Annotated in this window: 15 protein-coding genes, 1 tRNA gene and 7 pseudogenes; 11 read left to right on the forward strand and 12 right to left on the reverse strand. The window is 36.7% G+C overall.

The window, feature by feature from the left end:
- Positions 1 to 52: 52 nt before the first annotated feature.
- Entirely contained in the window at positions 53 to 1324 is a 1272-nt protein-coding gene (locus SCSC_RS07935) for a replication-associated recombination protein A (protein ID WP_006270043.1), read from the forward strand.
- A 272-nt stretch (positions 1325 to 1596) separates the two neighbouring features.
- Positions 1597 to 1669 (forward strand) — tRNA-Lys (locus SCSC_RS07940).
- Between the two features lie 86 nt (positions 1670 to 1755).
- Here the strand turns inward: SCSC_RS07940 and SCSC_RS07945 are convergent.
- The 3 genes and pseudogenes from SCSC_RS07945 to SCSC_RS07960 form a co-directional block, all read right to left on the reverse strand.
- On the reverse strand, positions 1756 to 2895 hold the full coding sequence (locus SCSC_RS07945) for a site-specific integrase (RefSeq protein WP_006270031.1): 1140 nt from the start codon (positions 2893 to 2895) through the stop codon (positions 1756 to 1758).
- A 1-nt stretch (position 2896) separates the two neighbouring features.
- Positions 2897 to 3271 (reverse strand): DUF3173 family protein, encoded by a 375-nt coding sequence (locus SCSC_RS07955; protein ID WP_006270034.1) that lies wholly within the window; start codon positions 3269 to 3271, stop codon positions 2897 to 2899.
- Between the two features lie 29 nt (positions 3272 to 3300).
- Positions 3301 to 3482 (reverse strand): annotated as a pseudogene (locus SCSC_RS07960) (hypothetical protein).
- Positions 3483 to 3691: 209 nt separating this feature from the next.
- Between SCSC_RS07960 and SCSC_RS07965 the strand changes: the two are divergent.
- Together SCSC_RS07965 and SCSC_RS07970 are read left to right on the forward strand one after the other, a co-directional pair.
- Positions 3692 to 4201, forward strand: a complete 510-nt coding sequence (locus SCSC_RS07965; RefSeq protein ID WP_006270039.1) for a helix-turn-helix domain-containing protein — start codon at positions 3692 to 3694, stop codon at positions 4199 to 4201.
- A gap of 115 nt (positions 4202 to 4316) precedes the next feature.
- Positions 4317 to 5462, forward strand: coding sequence for a low temperature requirement protein A (locus tag SCSC_RS07970; RefSeq protein ID WP_006270025.1), 1146 nt, complete (start codon positions 4317 to 4319; stop codon positions 5460 to 5462).
- Between the two features lie 79 nt (positions 5463 to 5541).
- On the opposite strand, the pseudogene SCSC_RS07975 reads toward SCSC_RS07970, so the two are convergent.
- A pseudogene (locus tag SCSC_RS07975) lies at positions 5542 to 6797 on the reverse strand (ISL3 family transposase).
- Between the two features lie 337 nt (positions 6798 to 7134).
- Here SCSC_RS07975 and licT point away from each other — a divergent pair.
- Genes licT through SCSC_RS07990 form a run of 3 tightly spaced genes read left to right on the forward strand, consistent with a single transcriptional unit; the run spans position 7135 to position 11257 of the window.
- On the forward strand, positions 7135 to 7974 hold the full coding sequence (gene licT / locus SCSC_RS07980; RefSeq protein ID WP_006270038.1) for a BglG family transcription antiterminator LicT: 840 nt from the start codon (positions 7135 to 7137) through the stop codon (positions 7972 to 7974).
- A gap of 17 nt (positions 7975 to 7991) precedes the next feature.
- On the forward strand, positions 7992 to 9830 hold the full coding sequence (locus tag SCSC_RS07985; RefSeq protein WP_006270020.1) for a beta-glucoside-specific PTS transporter subunit IIABC: 1839 nt from the start codon (positions 7992 to 7994) through the stop codon (positions 9828 to 9830).
- An 11-nt stretch (positions 9831 to 9841) separates the two neighbouring features.
- Positions 9842 to 11257, forward strand: a complete 1416-nt coding sequence (locus SCSC_RS07990; protein WP_006270042.1) for a glycoside hydrolase family 1 protein — start codon at positions 9842 to 9844, stop codon at positions 11255 to 11257.
- Positions 11258 to 11379: 122 nt separating this feature from the next.
- Here the strand turns inward: SCSC_RS07990 and SCSC_RS07995 are convergent.
- Positions 11380 to 11574, reverse strand: a pseudogene (locus tag SCSC_RS07995) (transposase); the annotation flags it as partial.
- A gap of 193 nt (positions 11575 to 11767) precedes the next feature.
- Here SCSC_RS07995 and SCSC_RS08000 point away from each other — a divergent pair.
- Positions 11768 to 12470: pseudogene (locus tag SCSC_RS08000) on the forward strand (carboxymuconolactone decarboxylase family protein).
- A 51-nt stretch (positions 12471 to 12521) separates the two neighbouring features.
- Here the strand turns inward: SCSC_RS08000 and SCSC_RS09445 are convergent.
- From SCSC_RS09445 to SCSC_RS09485, 3 genes and pseudogenes are all read right to left on the reverse strand, one after another.
- Positions 12522 to 12767 carry a transposase gene (locus tag SCSC_RS09445; protein ID WP_006270036.1) on the reverse strand — a complete coding sequence of 82 codons (246 nt, stop codon included), beginning with the start codon at positions 12765 to 12767 and terminating at the stop codon, positions 12522 to 12524.
- A 126-nt stretch (positions 12768 to 12893) separates the two neighbouring features.
- Positions 12894 to 13061 (reverse strand): annotated as a pseudogene (locus SCSC_RS08010) (immunity protein YezG family protein); the annotation flags it as partial.
- Between the two features lie 91 nt (positions 13062 to 13152).
- Positions 13153 to 13355, reverse strand: a pseudogene (locus tag SCSC_RS09485) (hypothetical protein).
- Here SCSC_RS09485 and SCSC_RS08015 point away from each other — a divergent pair.
- Both SCSC_RS08015 and SCSC_RS08020 read left to right on the forward strand, forming a co-directional pair.
- Positions 13316 to 14842, forward strand: a complete 1527-nt coding sequence (locus tag SCSC_RS08015; RefSeq protein ID WP_115342922.1) for an IS1182 family transposase — start codon at positions 13316 to 13318, stop codon at positions 14840 to 14842. The pseudogene SCSC_RS09485 and the gene SCSC_RS08015 sit on opposite strands and share 40 nt — an antisense overlap.
- Positions 14843 to 15096: 254 nt before the next feature.
- Positions 15097 to 15610: pseudogene (locus SCSC_RS08020) on the forward strand (DUF308 domain-containing protein).
- Positions 15611 to 15680: 70 nt separating this feature from the next.
- Here SCSC_RS08020 and SCSC_RS08025 read toward each other — a convergent pair.
- From SCSC_RS08025 to SCSC_RS08035, 3 genes are all read right to left on the reverse strand, one after another.
- The gene (locus tag SCSC_RS08025; protein ID WP_006269773.1) at positions 15681 to 16340 is read right to left on the reverse strand and encodes an HD domain-containing protein; all 660 of its coding nucleotides are present in this window, start codon (positions 16338 to 16340) and stop codon (positions 15681 to 15683) included.
- A gap of 65 nt (positions 16341 to 16405) precedes the next feature.
- Positions 16406 to 17044 (reverse strand): deoxynucleoside kinase, encoded by a 639-nt coding sequence (locus tag SCSC_RS08030; RefSeq protein ID WP_006269772.1) that lies wholly within the window; start codon positions 17042 to 17044, stop codon positions 16406 to 16408.
- A gap of 184 nt (positions 17045 to 17228) precedes the next feature.
- On the reverse strand, positions 17229 to 17996 hold the full coding sequence (locus SCSC_RS08035) for an epoxyqueuosine reductase QueH (RefSeq protein ID WP_006269771.1): 768 nt from the start codon (positions 17994 to 17996) through the stop codon (positions 17229 to 17231).
- Between the two features lie 303 nt (positions 17997 to 18299).
- Here SCSC_RS08035 and SCSC_RS08040 point away from each other — a divergent pair, with 303 nt between their 5' ends.
- Positions 18300 to 19826, forward strand: coding sequence for an IS1182 family transposase (locus SCSC_RS08040; protein ID WP_115342900.1), 1527 nt, complete (start codon positions 18300 to 18302; stop codon positions 19824 to 19826).
- A 240-nt stretch (positions 19827 to 20066) separates the two neighbouring features.
- Here SCSC_RS08040 and groL read toward each other — a convergent pair whose 3' ends face one another.
- Positions 20067 to 21689, reverse strand: coding sequence for a chaperonin GroEL (groL, locus tag SCSC_RS08045; protein WP_006269990.1), 1623 nt, complete (start codon positions 21687 to 21689; stop codon positions 20067 to 20069).
- Positions 21690 to 21705 lie beyond the last annotated feature (16 nt).

Consider the following 21705-nt stretch of genomic DNA (forward strand, 5'->3'; position numbering starts at 1 on the left):
TAGTAACATAAATCAGAACAGTTGAAAAGAATACCAGTAAGGAGGAAAATGTATGCCAGAAAATTTAGCTATCCGCATGCGACCTAAAAATATTGATCAGGTCATCGGTCAGAAACATCTGGTCGGCGAAGGAAAAATTATTCGTCGCATGGTGGAAGCCAATCGTCTGTCTTCTATGATTCTCTACGGACCGCCCGGCATCGGTAAGACTTCCATTGCTTCTGCCATCGCTGGTACTACAAAATTTGCTTTTCGGACCTTTAATGCTACCGTTGATAGTAAGAAGCGTCTGCAAGAGATTGCAGAAGAAGCCAAGTTCTCTGGTGGTTTGGTGCTACTTTTAGATGAGATTCACCGCTTGGATAAGACAAAGCAGGACTTCCTCCTCCCTCTGTTAGAAAACGGTCTAATCATCATGATTGGTGCCACAACAGAAAATCCTTTTTTCTCCGTCACTCCCGCTATTCGCAGCCGGGTACAGATTTTCGAGCTGGAGCCTCTGACAAATGACGATATTAAACAAGCTATTCAAACAGCCTTGGCAGACACCGAACGAGGCTTTGCTTTTCCTGTCCAATTAGATGATGACGCACTGGACTTCATTGCCACTTCCACGAATGGAGATCTACGCTCAGCCTTTAATTCTCTAGATTTAGCAGTCCTCTCTACCTCAGCGGATAATTCAGGCGTTCGCCATATCACTCTGGATATTATGGAAAACAGCCTACAAAAGAGCTACATCACTATGGACAAGGACGGGGATGGTCACTATGACGTCCTGTCCGCCTTACAGAAGTCTATTCGGGGGTCTGATGTCAATGCCAGTCTCCATTATGCAGCTCGCTTGATTGAAGCTGGAGACCTTCCCAGCCTCGCACGACGCCTGACGGTCATTGCTTATGAAGACATTGGTTTGGCAAATCCCGATGCTCAGATTCATACAGTGACCGCACTTGAAGCCGCTCAAAAAATTGGGTTCCCAGAAGCTCGCATCCTCATTGCCAACATTGTCATTGACCTAGCACTTTCTCCTAAGTCCAACTCGGCCTACGTAGCCATAGACAAAGCACTCTCTGACTTGCGCCAGAACGGAAATCTCGCTATCCCTCGCCATCTACGAGATGGTCACTACGCTGGCAGTAAGGAGCTGGGAAATGCGCAGGATTACAAATATCCACATAACTATCCTGGTAATTGGGTACAGCAAAACTACCTTCCTGAAAAAATAAAAAATGCCGATTATTTCACTCCAAATGAAAATGGAAAGTACGAACGAGCCCTTGGCATGACTAAAAATAAGATTGATCAATTAAAAAATAACTAAAAAATCATGGTATCGTTTGCAAAAAATCAATTTTTTCTCTTGAATTTTTCAAAAATTGTGGTATTATAATTATAGAAACGCTGTGGTGTACGACTTCACACTTAAGTGTTGACCGACTATTTTTTGTATTATTAGGGAAACAAAAGACTTCTAACAGCTTGCAGGCCGTTTCACGCGGAAGCAGCTTCAGTTAGAGCGAGTTGCCCACCTGCTTAATTGCGCGGGTTCAATACAAATCGTGAAGGTCCGGCACCAATACAGCTTTTTCTGTTGCCTCCTTAGCTCAGTTGGTAGAGCAGTGGACTCTTAATCCATGGGTCACAGGTTCGAGCCCTGTAGGGGGCATCTAAATCAACAGGAAAAAGCCTTGAGTTACAAGGCTTTTTTGCTTGTCTATAACTGATTTGCCCCATCATTTGCCCCACATTTTTTTATGAGCAATCTTTCCAGACATCTCTAATTTGATTAAATTCCTCAAAAATTTTCTCTTCTAAGGTATGTCCATACACTTCTACTAACATTGAAATATCTCTATGCCCTAGAATTTTTGCAATAACTCCAAGGTCAAATCCTTTGTGCCAGAGGTAGCTTCCATAGGTATGACGTGCTCCTTTTGTCGTGATAATTGGATAAATATCTAATTCATTTAAAAGAACACTCAAAGCTTTATTGACACTTGCAATGTCTGGTACCAAGTGAATATATCCATAATGCTGAAAAATCATTTTATACCTATTCTTGATTCCTAGCTCTTTATTAGCCTTCTCCTGTTCAATTTTTAGGACTTGTAATATCTTAATACATTCTTCGTCTATCGGTACCATCCGAATAGACGTTTTGTTTTTTGGAGGGACAAATTTATGAGAAAGGGTATTAAACCTCCTATATGTTTTTAACAGTCCTCTGTCAAAGTCAACTTCATTCCAAGTTAACGCTATTAACTCTCCAAACCTCATGCCTGTTTTTAATAGAAAATAGATGATATACGGAACAATTGAACGTTGGTAATCAAATTTTCTCTTTACTGCTAAAAGTAAATCCAGATAGTCCTTTTCTGTATGTAAATATTTCTCTTCTGTCATCTGTTGTTCTTTGGATGAAAATAACTCGACATGTTGTGTAAAATCATCTATTAGAACTTTGTCAGCAATTGCCATTTGGATGCTCTGATGAATCCCAGTATTCAATCTACCAAGAAAATTTCTACCAACTGTTTGTCCATACTTATTCATAATTCTTTGGTATTCACTCGCACGAATTTGAGTGACTTTTTTATTTCCAAATAATCTTTCAATTGTGTTTTTACGGAGAAGATATTTTTTCTTTGTCTCTTCCGACCTACTACTCGGTAGAATTTTTAGTTCAAGCCATTCTTGATACAGATCTACAAGAGAAATATCTCTAGAAATTCTTTTCCCTAAACGAAGTTCTTGCAGAATCGGTTCAGCTTCTGACTCTGCAAGCTTTTTTGTTTTAAAACCGCTATTATGAGCAACAGTTTTTCCTTCGCTACGAATTTCATAGGTCCATAAATTACTATCTCCTCGCTTTCGATAACGAACACTTGCCATATTACGCCACCTCTGTTCCTAGAATCTCATTTACAATACTTTTTGGAACAACCATCAAACGTTTGCGATTATAAAATGTATAGCCTCGTGATACAAGTAATTCTCTTGCCTGATGAATGATATCATTGATCGAATCATACTCATTAAAATCTTTAGCTAAAGTAAAGACATCATCTCGTACGTTATCATGTATTTCAAATGAATCAACTCTTGTACTTATTGCCTGTTTCAGATTTTTGAAAATTCGTCTTAGGGAACCAGTGTCTGTATCCCAGATAACCGTTAATCTATCAATACTGACATCTAACCGCTGTACTAATTCTCCTACATCACATCGTTCTTGAATGCTTCTTAAATCTTGTATAGAAACCAACAAAATTGTCCCCCCTTCTTTTAGAAACACCGTCAAATCAACGTTTGCTCGTTCCGTCGTTCTTTGGGCGTTGCCCTAAGTGTACCTTTTTGCTGGCTGTTAGAATAGCCAGCTTTTGCTTGGCTAGAAATTGTCTGGACGGCAGTCTTCGGGACTTCGCCTGACTTCCCGTCAGGCTCGCCCTTGACCTTGTCCACACAATTTCTAGCACCAAGGCTTCGAATAGTCATAAGTCATAGTCTCGTCCTCAACTTCTTCCTCACTCATCAATCCTAAACTTACGAGCTATTTTTGTATTATTTATAACTTATTTGTAAGTTATAAATATATTTTATAAAAAATATTTTAAATAGTCAACTAAGAACTTGATTTGTAAGTTTATAGATGATAGAATAAGTTTAAAATACAACATAGGAGTTTCTCATGACCTTTATTATTCAAAATTTTGGACCCAATTTGGCACGACTACGCATAGAAAAAGGAGTAAGTCAAACTCAACTTGCGGAAGATTTAGGAATCGGTAAACAGTCCATCTCTGATTATGAAAAACAAAAAAGCTATCCTACCTTTGCAAATTTAGATAAGATAGCAGAATATTTTAATGCAACTCCAACCCAACTATTTGGAACTAGTAAAGAGATTGAGTTAGAAAAGAGTGTTCTTGAATCTAATGAATACTCTGATAAAGTAAGTGAGATCTTAAAAGCTGTCAAATACATCGAGCATTTCCTACATACTGATGGACAGCACTTAGAGGATTTACTTTACCTAACAAGAGGCAACCAACTATACACAGAAGATGGAGAAGAGTTGTATATTGATCCAACTTCTCAGAAAAGAACATTTCATAACCAATATGAACCTGGTTTTATTGTAGCAAGGGAAAAATCTCCACTAGAACTCTTAATTGAAAATAAGGAGCTATTAGATTAAATAAAAAAAGCGAGGATTACCTCGCTTTTCTATTGAAACACTATGAGTTTTTTTGTTGCACTATATTTTACAATTTATCTTATAAATTGTACTTCTAAAATAGAAAGGTCTTAAGATGACAACTCTTATTAAACATAAACGTGTAAATTTTTCAGAACTTTTTTATGACCTAGTTTTTGTTTTTGCAATTTCAAAAGAAACTGCTTTAATTCACCACCTTCATAACGGTATTTTGACTTGGAATTCTTTACTTGATTTTTTCATGTCTATCTTGGTTCTCATCGATTCCTGGATGATTCAAACCGGTTATACCAATCGCTATGGAAAGAACTCTTTATTTAACATGGTAATCATGTTTATCAATATGGGACTTTTACTCTTTATATCCAATATAATTGGATATGATTGGCAACAATATTTTCATTATTTCTGTTGGGCTGTTGGTACATTAATCCTTACCTTATTTTTTCAATATTTGGTTGAGTTTTTTAGAAAATCAACCGATAATGTTAATCGGGAAAGTATCAAAGGTTTTCTATGGATAACAGGTCTACGAAGTTTAGGAGTCTATCTAGCAGCTCTTCTTCCTATTTACGTTGGAGTCTATATCTTTATTGCTAGTATTCTGCTAACATTTATTATGCCAATTATCTTGTTTAGTAAAGATGAGCATTTCCAGGTAAATCTCCCCCATTTAATCGAGCGCATCTCCCTTCTTGTCATTATTACGTTTGGAGAGATGATTATGAAGCTAGCTAACTTCTTTACAATCGAGAATTTCTCGATTCATTCGGTTCTTTATTTCATTATTATGCTTTCTCTGTTCTTGCTTTATTTTGGTCAATTCGACCATGCTATTGATGAAGAATCTAATCAAAAGGGAATATTTCTAATTTACAGTCACTATCTTATTTTCATTGGACTTATTATGATGACTGTTTCGATGAGTTTTCTTCTGAATCCTGAAGCTAATCTTCTCTTTGTAACCAGCTTCTCTTATATCGGAATTGGCCTCTTCCAAGCTGCTGTCCTAGCAAATGGGCCCTATAACAAACACTATCTTCGCTATTCGAAAAGTTTCTACTGTGTCCAAGCGACACTCTATCTGGCTGCCTTGATTCTCGCTTTAATCTTTGCTTCTAATCCTATAATAGTATTGAGTATTGCAACCATTTTAGCTCTAGCTATAGATATTCATTTTAATTATTTTTATATTACACATACTAAAAAACATTCCACACCTGACTGGGAGTTGTTTTAATGGGTTTATAACATTAAAAAAGCTTTGGGAACCAAGGCTTTTTTGGGCTCTTTGTCAACTGTAGTGGGTTGAAAAAAAGTTAACATCTGGAGAGGACGATCGTCGTTCTCTCCATTTTTATATTCAGAGCGATGAAAATTCGTTTTTTAAAGTTGTCAAAGTTCCGAAAACCAAAGGCATTGCGCTTGATGAGTTTAATAAGATTATTCGTTGCTTCCAATTTGGCGTTGGAATAGTGTAACTGAAGGGCGTTGACGATTTTCTCTTTGTCCTTTAGAAAGGTTTTAAAGACAGTCTGGAAGAGAGGATGAACCTGTTTTAGATTGTCCTCAATGAGTCCGAAAAATTTGTCAGACTCCTTATTCTGAAAGTGAAAAATCAAGAGCTGATAGAGATTATAGTGGTGTTTCAAATCTTCTGAATAGCTCAAAAGCTTGTCTAGAATCTCTTTATTCGTCAAGTGCATACGAAAAGTAGGGCGATAAAATCGCTTATCACTGAGTTTACGACTATCCTGTTGAATGAGCCTCCAGTAGCGCTTGATAGCCTTGTATTCAGGAGATTTTCGATCAAACTGGTTCATGATTTGAACACGCACACGACTCATAGCACGGCTCAAGTGTTGGACAATATGGAAACGATCTAGAACAATTTTAGCACACGGAAAAAAGCTGTCTAGCCAAGTCATAGTAGGGACTAAACATATCCATAGTAATGATTTTCACCTGACAGCGAACAGCTCAATCGTAGCGCAGAAAGTGATTTCAGATGATAGCTTGTGTTCTTCCCTCAAGAACAGTGATGATATTGAGTTTGTCAAAATCTTGCGCAATGAAGCTCATCCTTCCCTTTGTAAAGGCGTACTCGTCCCAGGACATGATTTCAGGCAGATTGGTAAAATCATGCTTAAAGTGAAAATCATTGAGTTTTCGTATGACAGTTGAAGTTGAAATGGAAAGTTGATGGGCAATATCGGTCATAGAAGTCTTTTCAATCAACTTTTGCGCATTTTTTTGGTTGATAATACGAGGGATTTGGTGGTTCTTCTTGACGATAGAAGTCTCAGCGACTGCCATTTTCGAGCAATGATAGCACTTGAATCGACGCTTTTTCATAAGGATTCTAGTAGGCATACGTCGTTTCAAGGTAAGGAATCTTAGACGTTTTTTGAAAGTCATATTTCTTCATTAGACTTCCACAATCAGGACAAGATGGAGCCTCGCAATCCAGTTTAGCGATGATTTCCTTGTGCGAATCCCTATTAACAACATCCATAATTTGGATATTAGAGTCTTTAATATCGAGTAGTTTTGTGATAAAATGTAATTGTTCCATATGAATCTTTCTAATGATGGTTTGGTTGCTTTTCATTATAGATCTTATGGGACTTTTTTTCTACAACAAAATAGGCTCCATAATATCCATAGGGGATTTACCCACTACAAATATTATAGAGCCAAAAAATTCGACAAGTACTTGACAAATAGATTAAAATATCTTAAAATGAAAGTGGTTACAGAGTTATTAATTATTTAAGCTTCATGTCACCATTAAAAATTGAAATAAAAGGATGTTATCACTAATACAAGTGAGCAGGAACCTATTTAATCACATCGGAAGAAGTTTCTTGATGTTTTTAAGTAGGTTCCTTTTATTTTAAAAGGGAAATTTTATGATCATAAAACGAATACTAAACCATAATGCTGTAATTGCGCAAAGTAAAAAAGACATCGATGTTCTTCTTTTTGGAAGGGGAATAGCTTTTGGAAGAAAAATTGGAGATAAAGTAAATCCAATTGATATTGAGAAAAGTTTTTTTCTCAAAAATAGAGATAATATGACCCGTTTTACAGAGATGTTTATTAATGTTCCTTTGGAGTTGGTGTACATCACCGAAAAAATAATTAATCTAGGTAAAATAACATTGGGGAATAATTTTGATGAGATTATCTATATTAATTTAACGGATCATATTTCTTCGAGCATAGAACGTTATAAAGAAGGAGTTATTATTTCGAATCCCCTACGCTGGGAAATTTCGAAATATTATAAAGAAGAGTTTGAACTTGGGAAAAGGGCTTTACAAATAATAAAAAAAGAGTTAGGTATTGAACTTCCAATTGACGAAGCTGCATTCATAGCGCTACATTTTGTTAATGCAAATTTAGAAAATAATTTTCAAGAGTCGTATAAAATTACTGAAATAATTATGGGAATTGAGAAAATAATTCAAGATTTCTATTGTACTGAGTTTAACCAAGATTCTATTGATTATTATAGATTCATAACTCATATAAAATTATTTGCCCATCGTTTGGTTGAAAACGCAACCTATTGTGACGATGATGATGAAGATTTGTTGGAGTTAATGAAAAATAAATATCCTAAAGAATACAAATGTGGTGAAAAAGTGGCATTGTTTATTCAGGTTGAATACAATTATTTGCTGAGTTCTAGTGAATTAGTTTATTTGATAGCTCACATTCGTCGTTTGACAAAAAATTTAGATTAATAGAATAGGAGAATACGATGAGTTATAAAGATACCGCACAAAAAATCCTCAATGCAATTGGAGGTAAAGAAAATGTCAATAGAGTTACCCATTGTGTAACACGATTACGATTAGAATTAAAAGATGAAAATTTAGTAAATGATAATGACGTGAAGAAGATACCGGGTGTAATTGGTATTATGAAAAAGAATGGGCAATATCAAATTATACTTGGTAATGATGTAGCTAATTATTATAAAGAATTCATCAAACTTGGTAATTTTGAATTAGATGCAGTTGAACAAGTACCTAAAGGAAATATTTTAGAAAGAATCATTGAGTACATTGCAGGTTCTATGACCCCAATCATTCCAGCAATGCTGGGAGGAGGGATGCTGAAAGTCTTGGTAATCATTTTACCAATGCTTGGCATATTGAAATCAGATTCTCAAACTATTGCTTTTCTGACATTTTTTGGAGATGCTCCATATTATTTCTTACCTCTGTTATTAGCGTATTCTGCTTCACAAAAATTAAAAGTAACATCTACATTAGCTATGTCTGTAGCAGGTGTACTTCTCCATCCAAATTTTGTTCAAATGGTGCAGTCAAGGAATCCTCTTAGTTTATTTGGTGCACCTGTGACACCAGCTAGTTATGGTTCGTCAGTTATTCCAATTCTTATTATGGTTTGGTTGATGAAGTATATTGAGAAGTTTATTGGTAAATTAACACCAGCTGTTACTAAAAGTTTTTTACAGCCTACGCTGGTATTATTAGTATCAAGCTTTATTGCCTTAGTTGTAGTCGGGCCTATTGGAGTAATTGTTGGTGAAGGATTATCAAATCTAGTTGGGCAAATGTATGGTGTAGCTGGATGGCTTACATTAGCTATTCTTGGTGCTATTATGCCATTTATTGTTATGACTGGAATGCATTGGGCGTTTGCACCTATATTTTTGGCGGCATCTATTGCTACTCCAGACGTATTAATTCTTCCAGCAATGTTGGGGTCAAACTTAGCTCAAGGGGCTGCTTCGATGGCTGTTGCATTAAAGAGTAAAAATAATAATACAAAACAAATTGCTTTTGCAGCAGGTTTCTCAGCGTTACTTGCAGGAATTACAGAACCTGCATTATATGGTGTAACTTTAAAATATAAAAAACCACTTTATGCAGCTATGATTGGTGGTGGATTAGCGGGCTTATTTGCTGGTCTTACAAGTGTTAAAGCATATCTCTTTGCTGTCCCATCCCTGATAGCATTGCCTCAATTTATTTATTCTGGCGTACCATCAAATATTGTTAACGCTCTAATTGTAGCGATTATTTCTGTTGTTATTACCTTTGTCTTAGCTTATATATTTGGAATCGATGAAGAAGAGAGTTCTAGCTCTGTAGAAGTTGAGGCTGGAGTTTCAAATAAAAAAGTAGTATTTTCTCCTATATCAGGAGAAATCATTCCGTTAAGAGATGTCCAGGATAAAACATTTTCAGATAAACTAATTGGAGACGGAGTAGCGATTATCCCAAGTGAGGGTAAGGTTTATGCACCATTCGATGGGGAAATTACAAATATTTTTCCGACTAAGCACGCAATTGGGTTGAAGAGTGATGAGGGCGTTGAGTTATTAATTCATATTGGATTAGATACTGTTGAACTAAAAGGTCAAGGTTTTATTAGTTATGTAGAAGAAGGAGACAGAATTTTCAAAAATCAATTGATTTTTGAAATGGACTTAAATTTGATTAAGGACAAAGGCTATGAAACAGTGACACCAGTGATTGTAACGAATACCAATGATTTCTTAGATGTTTTAGTATTACCTAATAATCAGACAATCGAGCATTCCAAGGAATTATTGGTAATATTATAATGGAGGAAAGTATGACCATTTTTCCAGATGATTTTCTTTGGGGTGGAGCTGTTGCAGCTAATCAAGTAGAGGGAGCATATAATGAAGATGGTAAGGGCTTATCAGTTCAGGATGTGTTACCTAAAGGTGGATTAGGAGAAGCGACAGAAAATCCTACAGAAGATAACTTAAAATTGCTAGGCATTGATTTTTATCATAAATATAAGGAAGATATATCCTTATTTTCTGAAATGGGCTTTAATGTTTTTCGTACTTCTATTGCATGGAGTAGAATTTTTCCAAAAGGAGATGAAGAAGAACCTAATGAGGCTGGTTTGAAATATTATGATGAATTGTTTGATGAACTACATGCTCATGGGATAGAACCACTTGTAACTCTTTCACACTATGAGACTCCATTATATTTAGCAAGAAAATATCATGGATGGATTGATAGGAGAATGATTCATTTTTATGAAAAATTTGCTCGAACAGTTTTAGAAAGGTATAAAGATAAAGTTAAATATTGGCTTACGTTTAACGAAGTGAATTCTGTTTTGGAATTACCATTTACTAGTGGAGGAATAGATATACCTAAGGAGAATCTTTCGAAACAAGAATTATATCAAGCTATACATCATGAATTAGTCGCCTCGAGTTTGGTTACAAAAATTGCTCGTGAGATTAATTCAGAGTTTAAGGTGGGATGTATGGTATTAGCTATGCCAGCTTATCCAATGACTCCAGATCCAAAAGATGTATGGGCGACTCATGAGTATGAGAATCTAAATTATCTATTTTCAGATGTGCATGTTAGAGGTTATTATCCGAATTATGCAAAAAGATACTTTAAGGAACATAACATTAACATAGAGTTTGAAGATGGAGATGCAGAGTTATTAAAAAATTATACTGTAGATTTTTTATCGTTTAGCTATTACATGAGTGTGACTCAATCTGCTCTTCCAACACAGTATAATTCAGGAGAAGGGAATATTATTGGTGGTCTAGTAAATCCTTATTTAGAGTCTTCCGAGTGGGGATGGCAAATTGATCCAATTGGACTACGTATAATTTTAAATAGATATTATGACCGTTATCAAATTCCATTATTTATAGTGGAAAACGGATTAGGTGCTAAAGATCACCTAATAAAAGATGAATTTAATAACTTAACAGTCCAAGATGATTATAGAATTCAGTATATGAAACAACATTTATTGCAAGTAGCTGAAGCTCTACAAGATGGTGTTGAAATTATGGGCTATACGTCTTGGGGATGTATTGACTGCGTTTCTATGTCTACTGCACAACTTTCTAAGAGGTACGGTCTCATTTATGTTGATCGAAACGATGATGGAAGTGGCACATTCAATCGATATAAGAAAATGTCCTTTACTTGGTATAAAGGAGTGATTGAATCAAATGGAGAATCCTTATTCAAATAGTTTTTTTATTAATGATTAGATATTATCACGGTTAAGGCAACATTTCATTAAATATGAAATAAAGAGGTTTGGAAGACATCAAATTCTAGGCTCTTTGTCAACTGTAGTGGGTTGAAAAAAAGTTAACGTCTGGAGAGGACGATCGTCGTCCTCTCCATTCTTATATTCAGAGCGATAAAAATTCGTTTTTTAAAGTTGTCAAAGTTCCGAAAACCAAAGGCATTACGCTTGATAAGTTTAATAAGATTATTCGTTACTTCCAATTTGGCGTTGGAATAAGGTAATTGAAGTGCATTGACAATTTTTTCTTTGTCCTTAAATTGATTGAAATCCTGTTTCGTGTTACAATAAAATACGAATTAGGATTTTAAGAGGAGGATATATGAATTCAAAGCAATTTTTTTAGCATAGAAGCCAAAGTTTATGACACGCTTGATGCTAACGAAAAACAGGTTGCTTCTATGCTAAAAAAATAGCTGAATCTTTAAAGGAAAGTAAAGGAGGAAAAAAATGTCAGAAAAAATAGTACAAACAGCAGGAAGAGATCAACTTGGAGAATTTGCACCTGAATTTGCTCATTTTAATGATGATGTTTTGTTTGGAGAGAATTGGAATAATGAAGATATTAATTTAAAGACTAGAAGTATAATTACTATTGTAGCATTAATGTCGTCTGGTATTACAGATTCATCTTTAATTTATCACTTACAGAATGCAAAAAAAAATGGTGTTACAAAAAAAGAGATAGTGGCAATTATTACACATGTAGCATTTTATGTTGGCTGGCCAAAAGGATGGGCAGCGTTTAGTCTTGCTAAAGATGTATGGAAAGAAACTGCGGATAAAAATGATGCAAAGGCACAACATCAAGCGTCTATGATATTTCCAATGGGAAAGCCTAATGATGCATTTGCAAAATACTTTGTTGGTCAAAGCTATCTTGCACCTATTTCTACGAAGCAGGTTGGAGTTTTTAATGTAACATTTGAGCCTGGTTGCAGGAAGAGGATATTACCAAGAATGGGGTAAGGATATTATAGAAATGAATCCTGGAGACTGTATCAATATTCCTGCTGGTGTTAAGCACTGGCATGGTGCAGCGCCGGATAGCTGGTTTTCTCATCTTGCAATTGAAGTTCCGGGAGAAAATGCATCCAATGAATGGTTAGAACCAGTATCTGATGAACAATATGGTGTGCTGAACTTAAAATAAATGGAGGATTAAATATAGGTTCTTTGTCAACTGTAGTGGGTTGAATAAAAGCTAACACCTGGAGAGGGCTATCGTCGTCCTATCCATTCTTATATTCAGAGCGATGAAAATCCGTTTTTTGAAGTTTTCAAAGTTCCGAAAACCTAAGGCATTACGCTTGATAAGTTTAATAAGATTATTCGTTGCTTCCAATTTAGCGATGATTTCCTTGTGTGTATCCATATTGATGATATCTACAATCTTGATGTTTGGATCTTTGATATCAAGTAGTTTTGTGATAAAATGTAATTGTTCCATACGATTCTTTCTAATGAGTTGTTTTGTCGCTTTTCATTATAGGTCTTATGGGACTTTTTTTCTACAACAAAATAGGCTCCATAATATCCATAGGGGGTTTACCCACTACAAATATTATAGAGCCGAAATATATAAATTGTAATGGTACTCACCTTTGTATTTAAAATAAAAGTATGCACTTCCACTACATGTCTTATCCATTTCTATTACAATATACAAATCATCCCACTCTACTGGAATCATATCGTTGGCTTGATGCACGATTTCGTTATTTTTTCCCCACTTTTGCCCCATTTTGAAATATTTACATTGAAAATACCTAAAACCACCTTCCGAAATTCATTTAAATTTCAGCATTTTTGATTACTTTCGATATAAAAATTTCTTACAAATTCATGTAGGGGGCATAATAATTTCCATACAGAAGAGTCTGGGACAATAGTCCCTTTGCTACAAAAAAAGCAACGGATTTGCCGTTGCTTTTTGCATGGTTGCGATAGTCTTGGTAAAATAGAATTGCCCAATAAACCATTTAGAAAGGCTATCCCATGCATATTCACTATAACACAAATCAAACAACTTTACCACTAGAAATCAGTTCTTTCTTGCCACAAGACCATCTCGTCTTTACTATTGAAAAAGTGGTGAATGCCTTGGAGGATCGTCACTTCCACACGTTCTATCATAACTTTGGTCGCCCGTCTTATCACCCTAAAATGCTTTTAGCCGCTCTACTATTTGCCTACTCGCAAGGGATTTTCTCTGGACGAAAAATCGAAAAAATGATGATTGAAAATCTGGCTATGCAATACCTAACAGGACAGTTGGTTGTCAGCTATCGCACCATCAATCGTTTTCGAGTCGCTGAAGGAATGGAAGAGCTCATTCGTGATCTTTTCATCGACCTCAATCTTCGTTTAAAAATGGAAGAGTTAGTGACCTTAGATTGTCTGTTTATTGACGGGACTAAGATTGAAGCCAACGCTAACAAGTATAGTTTCGTGTGGAAAAAGGCCACAGACAAGTTTTCCGTCAAACTTCAAGAACAGATACAGGTCTATTTTCAAGAAGAAATCACTCCCCTTATCCATCAGGCCATTAGGCTGGACGAAGAAGAACCGATTGCTTCAGAGCAGTTGATTGAATTCGCTCAAGTCCTCGAAGAAGAATTGGAAAAACTGAACCAAGACATTGAGGAGACACCCGTTAAAGGAAAGGATAAACGTAAAACTCAACGTCGGAAACTCAAGAAAGTCCTGCGTAAAGTCAAGGATGATTTTTCAGTACGTGCTGAAAAATATGAAGGCTACCAAGAGACATTTGAAGGGCGTAACAGCTTTTCCAAAACAGATACAGATGCCACTTTTATGCGGATGAAAGAAGACCACATGAAGAATGGTCAGCTCAAAGCTGGTTATAATCTTCAAATCGCTACTGAAAATCAATTTGTTCTTCATTATGATGTCTTCTCAAATCCGACAGATACCAAGACTCTCCTGCCATTCCTTGAAACCTATCCGCATGACTTGAAGACCGTTGTCGCAGATGCTGGATATGAAAGTGAAGAGAACCTCCTTCGTTTAGATGAAAAGGAGGTGAACCACCTGATTAAATATGCCATGTTTGATCAGGAACAGAAGAAAGGGTATAAACAGTCGGCTAGAAACTTAGCGAATTGGTACTATGATGACAAGGAGGATAGCTACACTCATCCTGATGGCTGGTGCTATCGTTTTCATCATATCAAACATCAGAAAACACAGACGGACTTTCAACAGGAAATCAAGGTTTACTACGCTGATGAACCTAAATCAGCCCCTCAAAAGGGACTATATATCAACGAACGTTATCAACACTTAAAAGCTAAAGAATGCCAAGCGCTTTTCTCTCCCGAAGGTAGACAGATTTTCAATCAACGTAAGATTGATGTGGAACCTGTCTTTGGGCAGATAAAGGCTTATTTGGGTTACAAGAGATGTAACCTAAGAGGCAAGCGTCAGGTGAAAATTGACATGGGTTTAGTGCTCATGGCCAATAATCTCCTTAAATACAATAAGAGAACGACTCAAACTTAAAAAGCTAGAGTTCCATAATTGGGAATCTCTAGCTTTTTTGTGACTGAGAACTATTTTGTCTCAGACTCTTTTTGTTATTCTCACTTATAATCTTTTAACCTTGTTATAGTTACAAAAAATAATAAAACAGCCTTTTTTGTTTCACAAAAAGCCATACTAAAATTCTCAAACTATCTATTTCCTTTCTTGACATCTCCCATCATAAGAGTTAAAATGCTTTCATTCTCAAACTATACTATATAGGGGGTATTGAAATGAAATTTTCTAATCGTTTATTGCTATTTCTTGCAGGAACTGTTCTTGTTTTATTAGCACTTTTTCTATTTACAAACCCAGCAGCTAATCTTGTTGCTTACAGCTGGTGGATTGCATTTGGTTTACTGGTTACTTCTATAGCAGCTATTTTAAGCTATTTCTCTGTACCAAAAGAGCTTCGCTCACCTGTTTATCTTTTCCAAGGATTATCAACCTGCTCTTAGCTCTTTACCTCGTTGCCTATGGATTGTGACCTTACCTGTCATCATTCCAACCATTTTAGGAATTTGGTTAATTGTAGAAGCCATTATTCCTTTCTTTAAAGGTAATTGTCTAAGACTGATTTTCTCTGCTATTGGCAATCACATCATGTGGGTGGCGCTACTTGTATTTCTGCTTAGATTAGTCATTTTGTTCAATCCAATAGCTACAAGCGTCTTTGTCATTTATGCCGTTGCTTTTGCATTTTTAATTGCTGGTTTTACCTATATCGTTGATGCCTTTCGTAAATAATCTAGCTGCCATTTTGGGCATATTAAAATAGCTGGGAAGTTACATTCTCAGCTTTTTCATATCTTATTTGTCACTTTTTCGCATTCCATTCAGCATAGAATTGATCTAAGTATTCTTCCAAAAAGTGATGTCTACTTTCTGCCATTTTTTGAGCAGCAGCGGTATTCATCATGTCTTTTAATTTGAGTAATTTCTCATAGAAATGCATGATAGCTGAACTCTTCCCAGTACGATATTCTTCCAATGTCATGTTTTCTCTCGGCTGCAAATCTGGATCGTGAATCGGTCTCCCTATATGACCTGAATAAGCCATAGCTCGCGCTATTCCAATCGCTCCAATCGCATCCAATCGGTCGGCATCTTGAACAATTTTGCACTCCAAAGTGCTGATATTCTTCTGTTGATGATCACCTTTAAATGACATTGTTGAAACAATCTCTAACACATGAGCTATTTCCGCCTCTGAAGCCTGATGATTCTGTAGCCATTGCTCAACCTTTTGCAAGCCCACTTCTTCACTCTCATTTAACTTCCCGTCAGCTATATCATGTAGTAAGGCAACTAGCTCACAAATAAAAACATCTGCTCGTTCTTGTTTGGCAATTTCTACAGCAATATTTGTGACACGTACAATATGCCACCAATCATGTCCGCTTGTTTCGTCTTTCAGTTCAGCATAAGCAAAATCTCTGGCTTCTTGAAGAATTTTCGTTTGTCGATCAGTTATCATCTGTCTCTCTTTTTTATTGATGTATACAAAAATCTCGAAACGATTTCGAGATTTTTTGATTGAACTCACTTTTCAAGCCCAATCGTTTTCATTTTTTGTTGAATTTGTTGGTAGACGTGATTCCAATCACTTGGATTTGCAATATCTAAATCATCCGTTGCAATTCTCATTTTAGGACTGTAGTTGTAATCCTCATACCAATTTTGATAATGCTTGTAAAGCAGCTGATAGTAGTCAGCGAGCCCATTTTCTTCATTTGGTTGCTCATAATCGCGACCACGTTTTTTGATATTGTTCATAATATGATCGAAACTTCCGTCTAAATAAATCAACAAATCTGGCGCCTTCTTAGGCAAACCTTGGATTTCTTCCATCATATTGTCCAAAAGTTCCAAGTAGATATTGTACTCTTGCTCACTAATGCTGCCTTTGAGGGTATTGATGTAAGTAAACAGAGCATCTTCATAAATAGAACGATCTAGAATGTTATTGTCATCATGATAGGCCGCTTTAATCATTTTAAAGCGTTTGTTTAGAAAGTAAATCTGCAAAGCAAAACCATATTTATCAGGGTCTTCATAATACTTATCCAGAATAGGGTTTTCTTCTACAGGTTCAAAAAAAGGCTGCGTTCCTAATTCCTCGGCTAGTCGATAAGTGTAGGTCGTCTTGCCTACCCCAATCATGCCCGCTAAAATAATCACTATCTTCCTGCACCTCCCAAATCTATCCAATATCAGGTCATCAGTCTCAGTTGAACTACCATATATTGTGCCAAAGAAAATGATAACACAATATATTGATGACGTCAAGATATAAAACTTCTAAATGTACAAACAAAAATAACCTTATAAGAAGATGCGCGACAGACTCCTATACAAAGTTATTTTAAGACTCTCTGTTGGTAACGGTAAATTTAATATGCGAATAATCTTTTTCTAAATCTTTCCCTTTCAAAAAGGCTACTGCATCTTTTTTAGTCTGAACTAAATCAATTCCTTGTACCTGTGCCGCAAATACACAACCACAATAACATTGCCGATAAATATCGTACTCCTCGCACATTTCCACCGAGCGTTTATAACCTTGATTCTTCTTGAAATCACTCGGAAGATACTGCGTTGCGTAAACTTTCTGTACTTCAATTCCAACGCTATTGATTGTCTGCGAATTTTTATGAGGACTGATTGTCAAGGCGCTTCCAAAATAGTCAAATCCCAAATCAACAGCCACTTGCGCTGTCTTATCCAAGCGATAATCATAGCAAACTTTACAACGATCGCCACCTTCTGGCTCTTCTTCTAAGCCGTGTACTGTCCGGAAAAATTCCTGTGGCTCATAGGTAGCTTCTAAGTATTGAACATGATTACCAGTATTTTCATTGAAATCGTGAACAAATTTTTGTACAACATAGGCACGGCGCTGATATTCTGCCTTAGGGTGAATATTTGAATTAGCAAAATAAACGGTCACATCCGCATACTGGGTCAAATACTCCAGAGTATAGGTCGAACATGGTGCACAACAGGTATGCATCAAAATCGTAGGACGCTTCTGATTTGCTTCCCAAACTTTGACCATTTTTTGCATCACACGATCGTAATTGATCTTTTGATTGGGATTCATTTTACTCAGAATTTCTTCAACATCAATCATCGTTTTCTCCTTAGAAATGTATCACTATTTTACCACAGAAAAGAAGTGAAGACAAATAGACGAAAGAGAATAACTTTTTCAAACAGCACTAATTTATCAATCAAGAAAAATAAAGTTCTGATTCTTTTGGCTCTCTTTGTATCGATCGTACATGTACCCCAGCTAAAAACTTTAAAAAAGTGAGTCTGGGACAATAGTCCCTTTGCTACAAAAAAAGCAACGGATTTGCCGTTGCTTTTTGCATGGTTGCGATAGTCTTGGTAAAATAGAATTGCCCAATAAACCATTTAGAAAGGCTATCCCATGCATATTCACTATAACACAAATCAAACAACTTTACCACTAGAAATCAGTTCTTTCTTGCCACAAGACCATCTCGTCTTTACTATTGAAAAAGTGGTGAATGCCTTGGAGGATCGTCACTTCCACACGTTCTATCATAACTTTGGTCGCCCGTCTTATCACCCTAAAATGCTTTTAGCCGCTCTACTATTTGCCTACTCGCAAGGGATTTTCTCTGGACGAAAAATCGAAAAAATGATGATTGAAAATCTGGCTATGCAGTACCTAACAGGACAGTTGGTTGTCAGCTATCGCACCATCAATCGTTTTCGAGTCGCTGAAGGAATGGAAGAGCTCATTCGTGATCTTTTCATCGACCTCAATCTTCGTTTAAAAATGGAAGAGTTAGTGACCTTAGATTGTCTGTTTATTGACGGGACTAAGATTGAAGCCAACGCTAACAAGTATAGTTTCGTGTGGAAAAAGGCCACAGACAAGTTTTCCGTCAAACTTCAAGAACAGATACAGGTCTATTTTCAAGAAGAAATCACTCCCCTTATCCATCAGGCCATTAGGCTGGACGAAGAAGAACCGATTGCTTCAGAGCAGTTGATTGAATTCGCTCAAGTCCTCGAAGAAGAATTGGAAAAACTGAACCAAGACATTGAGGAGACACCCGTTAAAGGAAAGGATAAACGTAAAACTCAACGTCGGAAACTCAAGAAAGTCCTGCGTAAAGTCAAGGATGATTTTTCAGTACGTGCTGAAAAATATGAAGGCTACCAAGAGACATTTGAAGGGCGTAACAGCTTTTCCAAAACAGATACAGATGCCACTTTTATGCGGATGAAAAAAGACCACATGAAGAATGGTCAGCTCAAAGCTGGTTATAATCTTCAAATCGCTACTGAAAATCAATTTGTTCTTCATTATGATGTCTTCTCAAATCCGACAGATACCAAGACTCTCCTGCCATTCCTTGAAACCTATCCGCATGACTTGAAGACCGTTGTCGCAGATGCTGGATATGAAAGTGAAGAGAACCTCCTTCGTTTAGATGAAAAGGAGGTGAACCACCTGATTAAATATGCCATGTTTGATCAGGAACAGAAGAAAGGGTATAAACAGTCGGCTAGAAACTTAGCGAATTGGTACTATGATGACAAGGAGGATAGCTACACTCATCCTGATGGCTGGTGCTATCGTTTTCATCATATCAAACATCAGAAAACACAGACGGACTTTCAACAGGAAATCAAGGTTTACTACGCTGATGAACCTAAATCAGCCCCTCAAAAGGGACTATATATCAACGAACGTTATCAACACTTAAAAGCTAAAGAATGCCAAGCGCTTTTCTCTCCCGAAGGTAGACAGATTTTCAATCAACGTAAGATTGATGTGGAACCTGTCTTTGGGCAGATAAAGGCTTATTTGGGTTACAAGAGATGTAACCTAAGAGGCAAGCGTCAGGTGAAAATTGACATGGGTTTAGTGCTCATGGCCAATAATCTCCTTAAATACAATAAGAGAACGACTCAAACTTAAAAAGCTAGAGTTCCATAATTGGGAATCTCTAGCTTTTTTGTGACTGAGAACTATTTTGTCTCAGACTCACTTCGCTTTTTATATCCTTCAAAAGCACGTTTGCGCTTCAACATAAAAGCAATCTCGTGCAACATTAAACATCGTTAAGAGCTGTATGAGAAAAACAAATCTTCTCTTATTCATCAAATAATTCGTTGATTTTCTAGCTTGTTTTACTCTTTAAACTCTCTATATCTTAAATTACATCATGCCACCCATCATGCTTGGATCCATTGCTGGAGCTGGGCTAGCTGGTTCTGGTTGGCTAGCAACAACTGCTTCTGTTGTTAAAATGAGGCTAGCTACTGACGCAGCATTTTGAAGGGCAGAACGAGTAACCTTGACTGGGTCAATGATCCCTGCTTCAATCATGTCGACCCATTCACCAGTTGCAGCATTAAAGCCTGTACCAACTTCAGAGTTTTTCAAACGGTCAATGACGATCGAGCCTTCAAATCCTGCATTGATAGCGATTTGTCGAATAGGTTCTTCCAAAGCACGAAGCACAATATTGCGCCCTGTTGCTTCATCACCTGATAAGTCTAAGGCTTCAACAGTATTTAAAACATTCACAAAGGCTGTTCCACCACCTGAGACAATTCCTTCTTCAACAGCGGCGCGAGTTGCATTGAGGGCATCTTCAATGCGGAGTTTCATTTCTTTGAGTTCTGTTTCTGTTGCAGCACCCACTTTGATGACTGCCACACCACCTGACAATTTTGCTAAACGTTCTTGTAGTTTTTCTTTGTCAAATTCAGATGTAGCACTTTCAATTTGCGATTTAATGACAGCCACGCGGTTAGCAATCGCTTCAGCAGCTCCTGAACCTTCCACAATCACTGTGCTATCTTTGTCGACAGTCACTTTTGAGGCTTGTCCAAGTGCTTCAATGGTTGCATCTTTCAATTCTAGACCAAGATCTTCTGTAATCACTGTACCGCCAGTCAGAATCGCAATATCTTCTAACATAGCCTTACGACGGTCACCGAAGCCTGGCGCTTTCACAGCGACTACATTGAAAGTACCGCGGATTTTATTTAACACAAGAGTTGGAAGAGCTTCACCGTCTACATCATCTGCGATAATCAATAATGGACGACTTGTTTTTAAAATATTTTCCAACAAAGGAAGAATTTCTTGGATATTAGAAATCTTCTTATCTGTAATCAAGATATATGGATTATCTAAATCAGCAACCATTTTTTCATTATCTGTTACCATGTATTGAGAAAGATAGCCACGGTCAAACTGCATACCTTCCACAACATCAAGCTCTGTTTCCATTCCTTTTGATTCTTCAATAGTGATGACACCGTCGTTGCCAACTTTTTCCATAGCTTCAGAAATGTATTCTCCGACTTTTTCAGAACGTGATGAGACAGCTGCAACTTGCGCAATCGCTTCTTTATTAGAAACCGGAACAGAATTTGCTTTTAAGGCTTCAACAGCTGTTGCAACAGCTGTTTCAATACCACGACGAATGCCAATTGGGTTTGCACCAGCCGTTACATTTTTGATTCCTTCACGGACAATGGCTTGGGTCAAGACAGTCGCAGTAGTTGTTCCGTCACCAGCGATATCATTAGTTTTTGAAGCAACTTCTGACACCAACTTAGCGCCCATATTTTCAAAATGATCTTCGAGTTCAATTTCTTTTGCAATAGTCACACCGTCATTTGTGATGAGTGGTGAGCCAAATGATTTTTCAAGAACAACATTGCGTCCTTTAGGTCCTAAGGTTACTTTAACGGTATCTGCTAAAATATCGACACCACGTACCATAGCACTTCTTGCATCTGCTGAAAATTTAATATCTTTTGCCATTTTTACAATTCCTCTT

This window comes from Streptococcus constellatus subsp. constellatus (assembly GCF_023167545.1).
Lineage (GTDB): Bacteria > Bacillota > Bacilli > Lactobacillales > Streptococcaceae > Streptococcus > Streptococcus constellatus.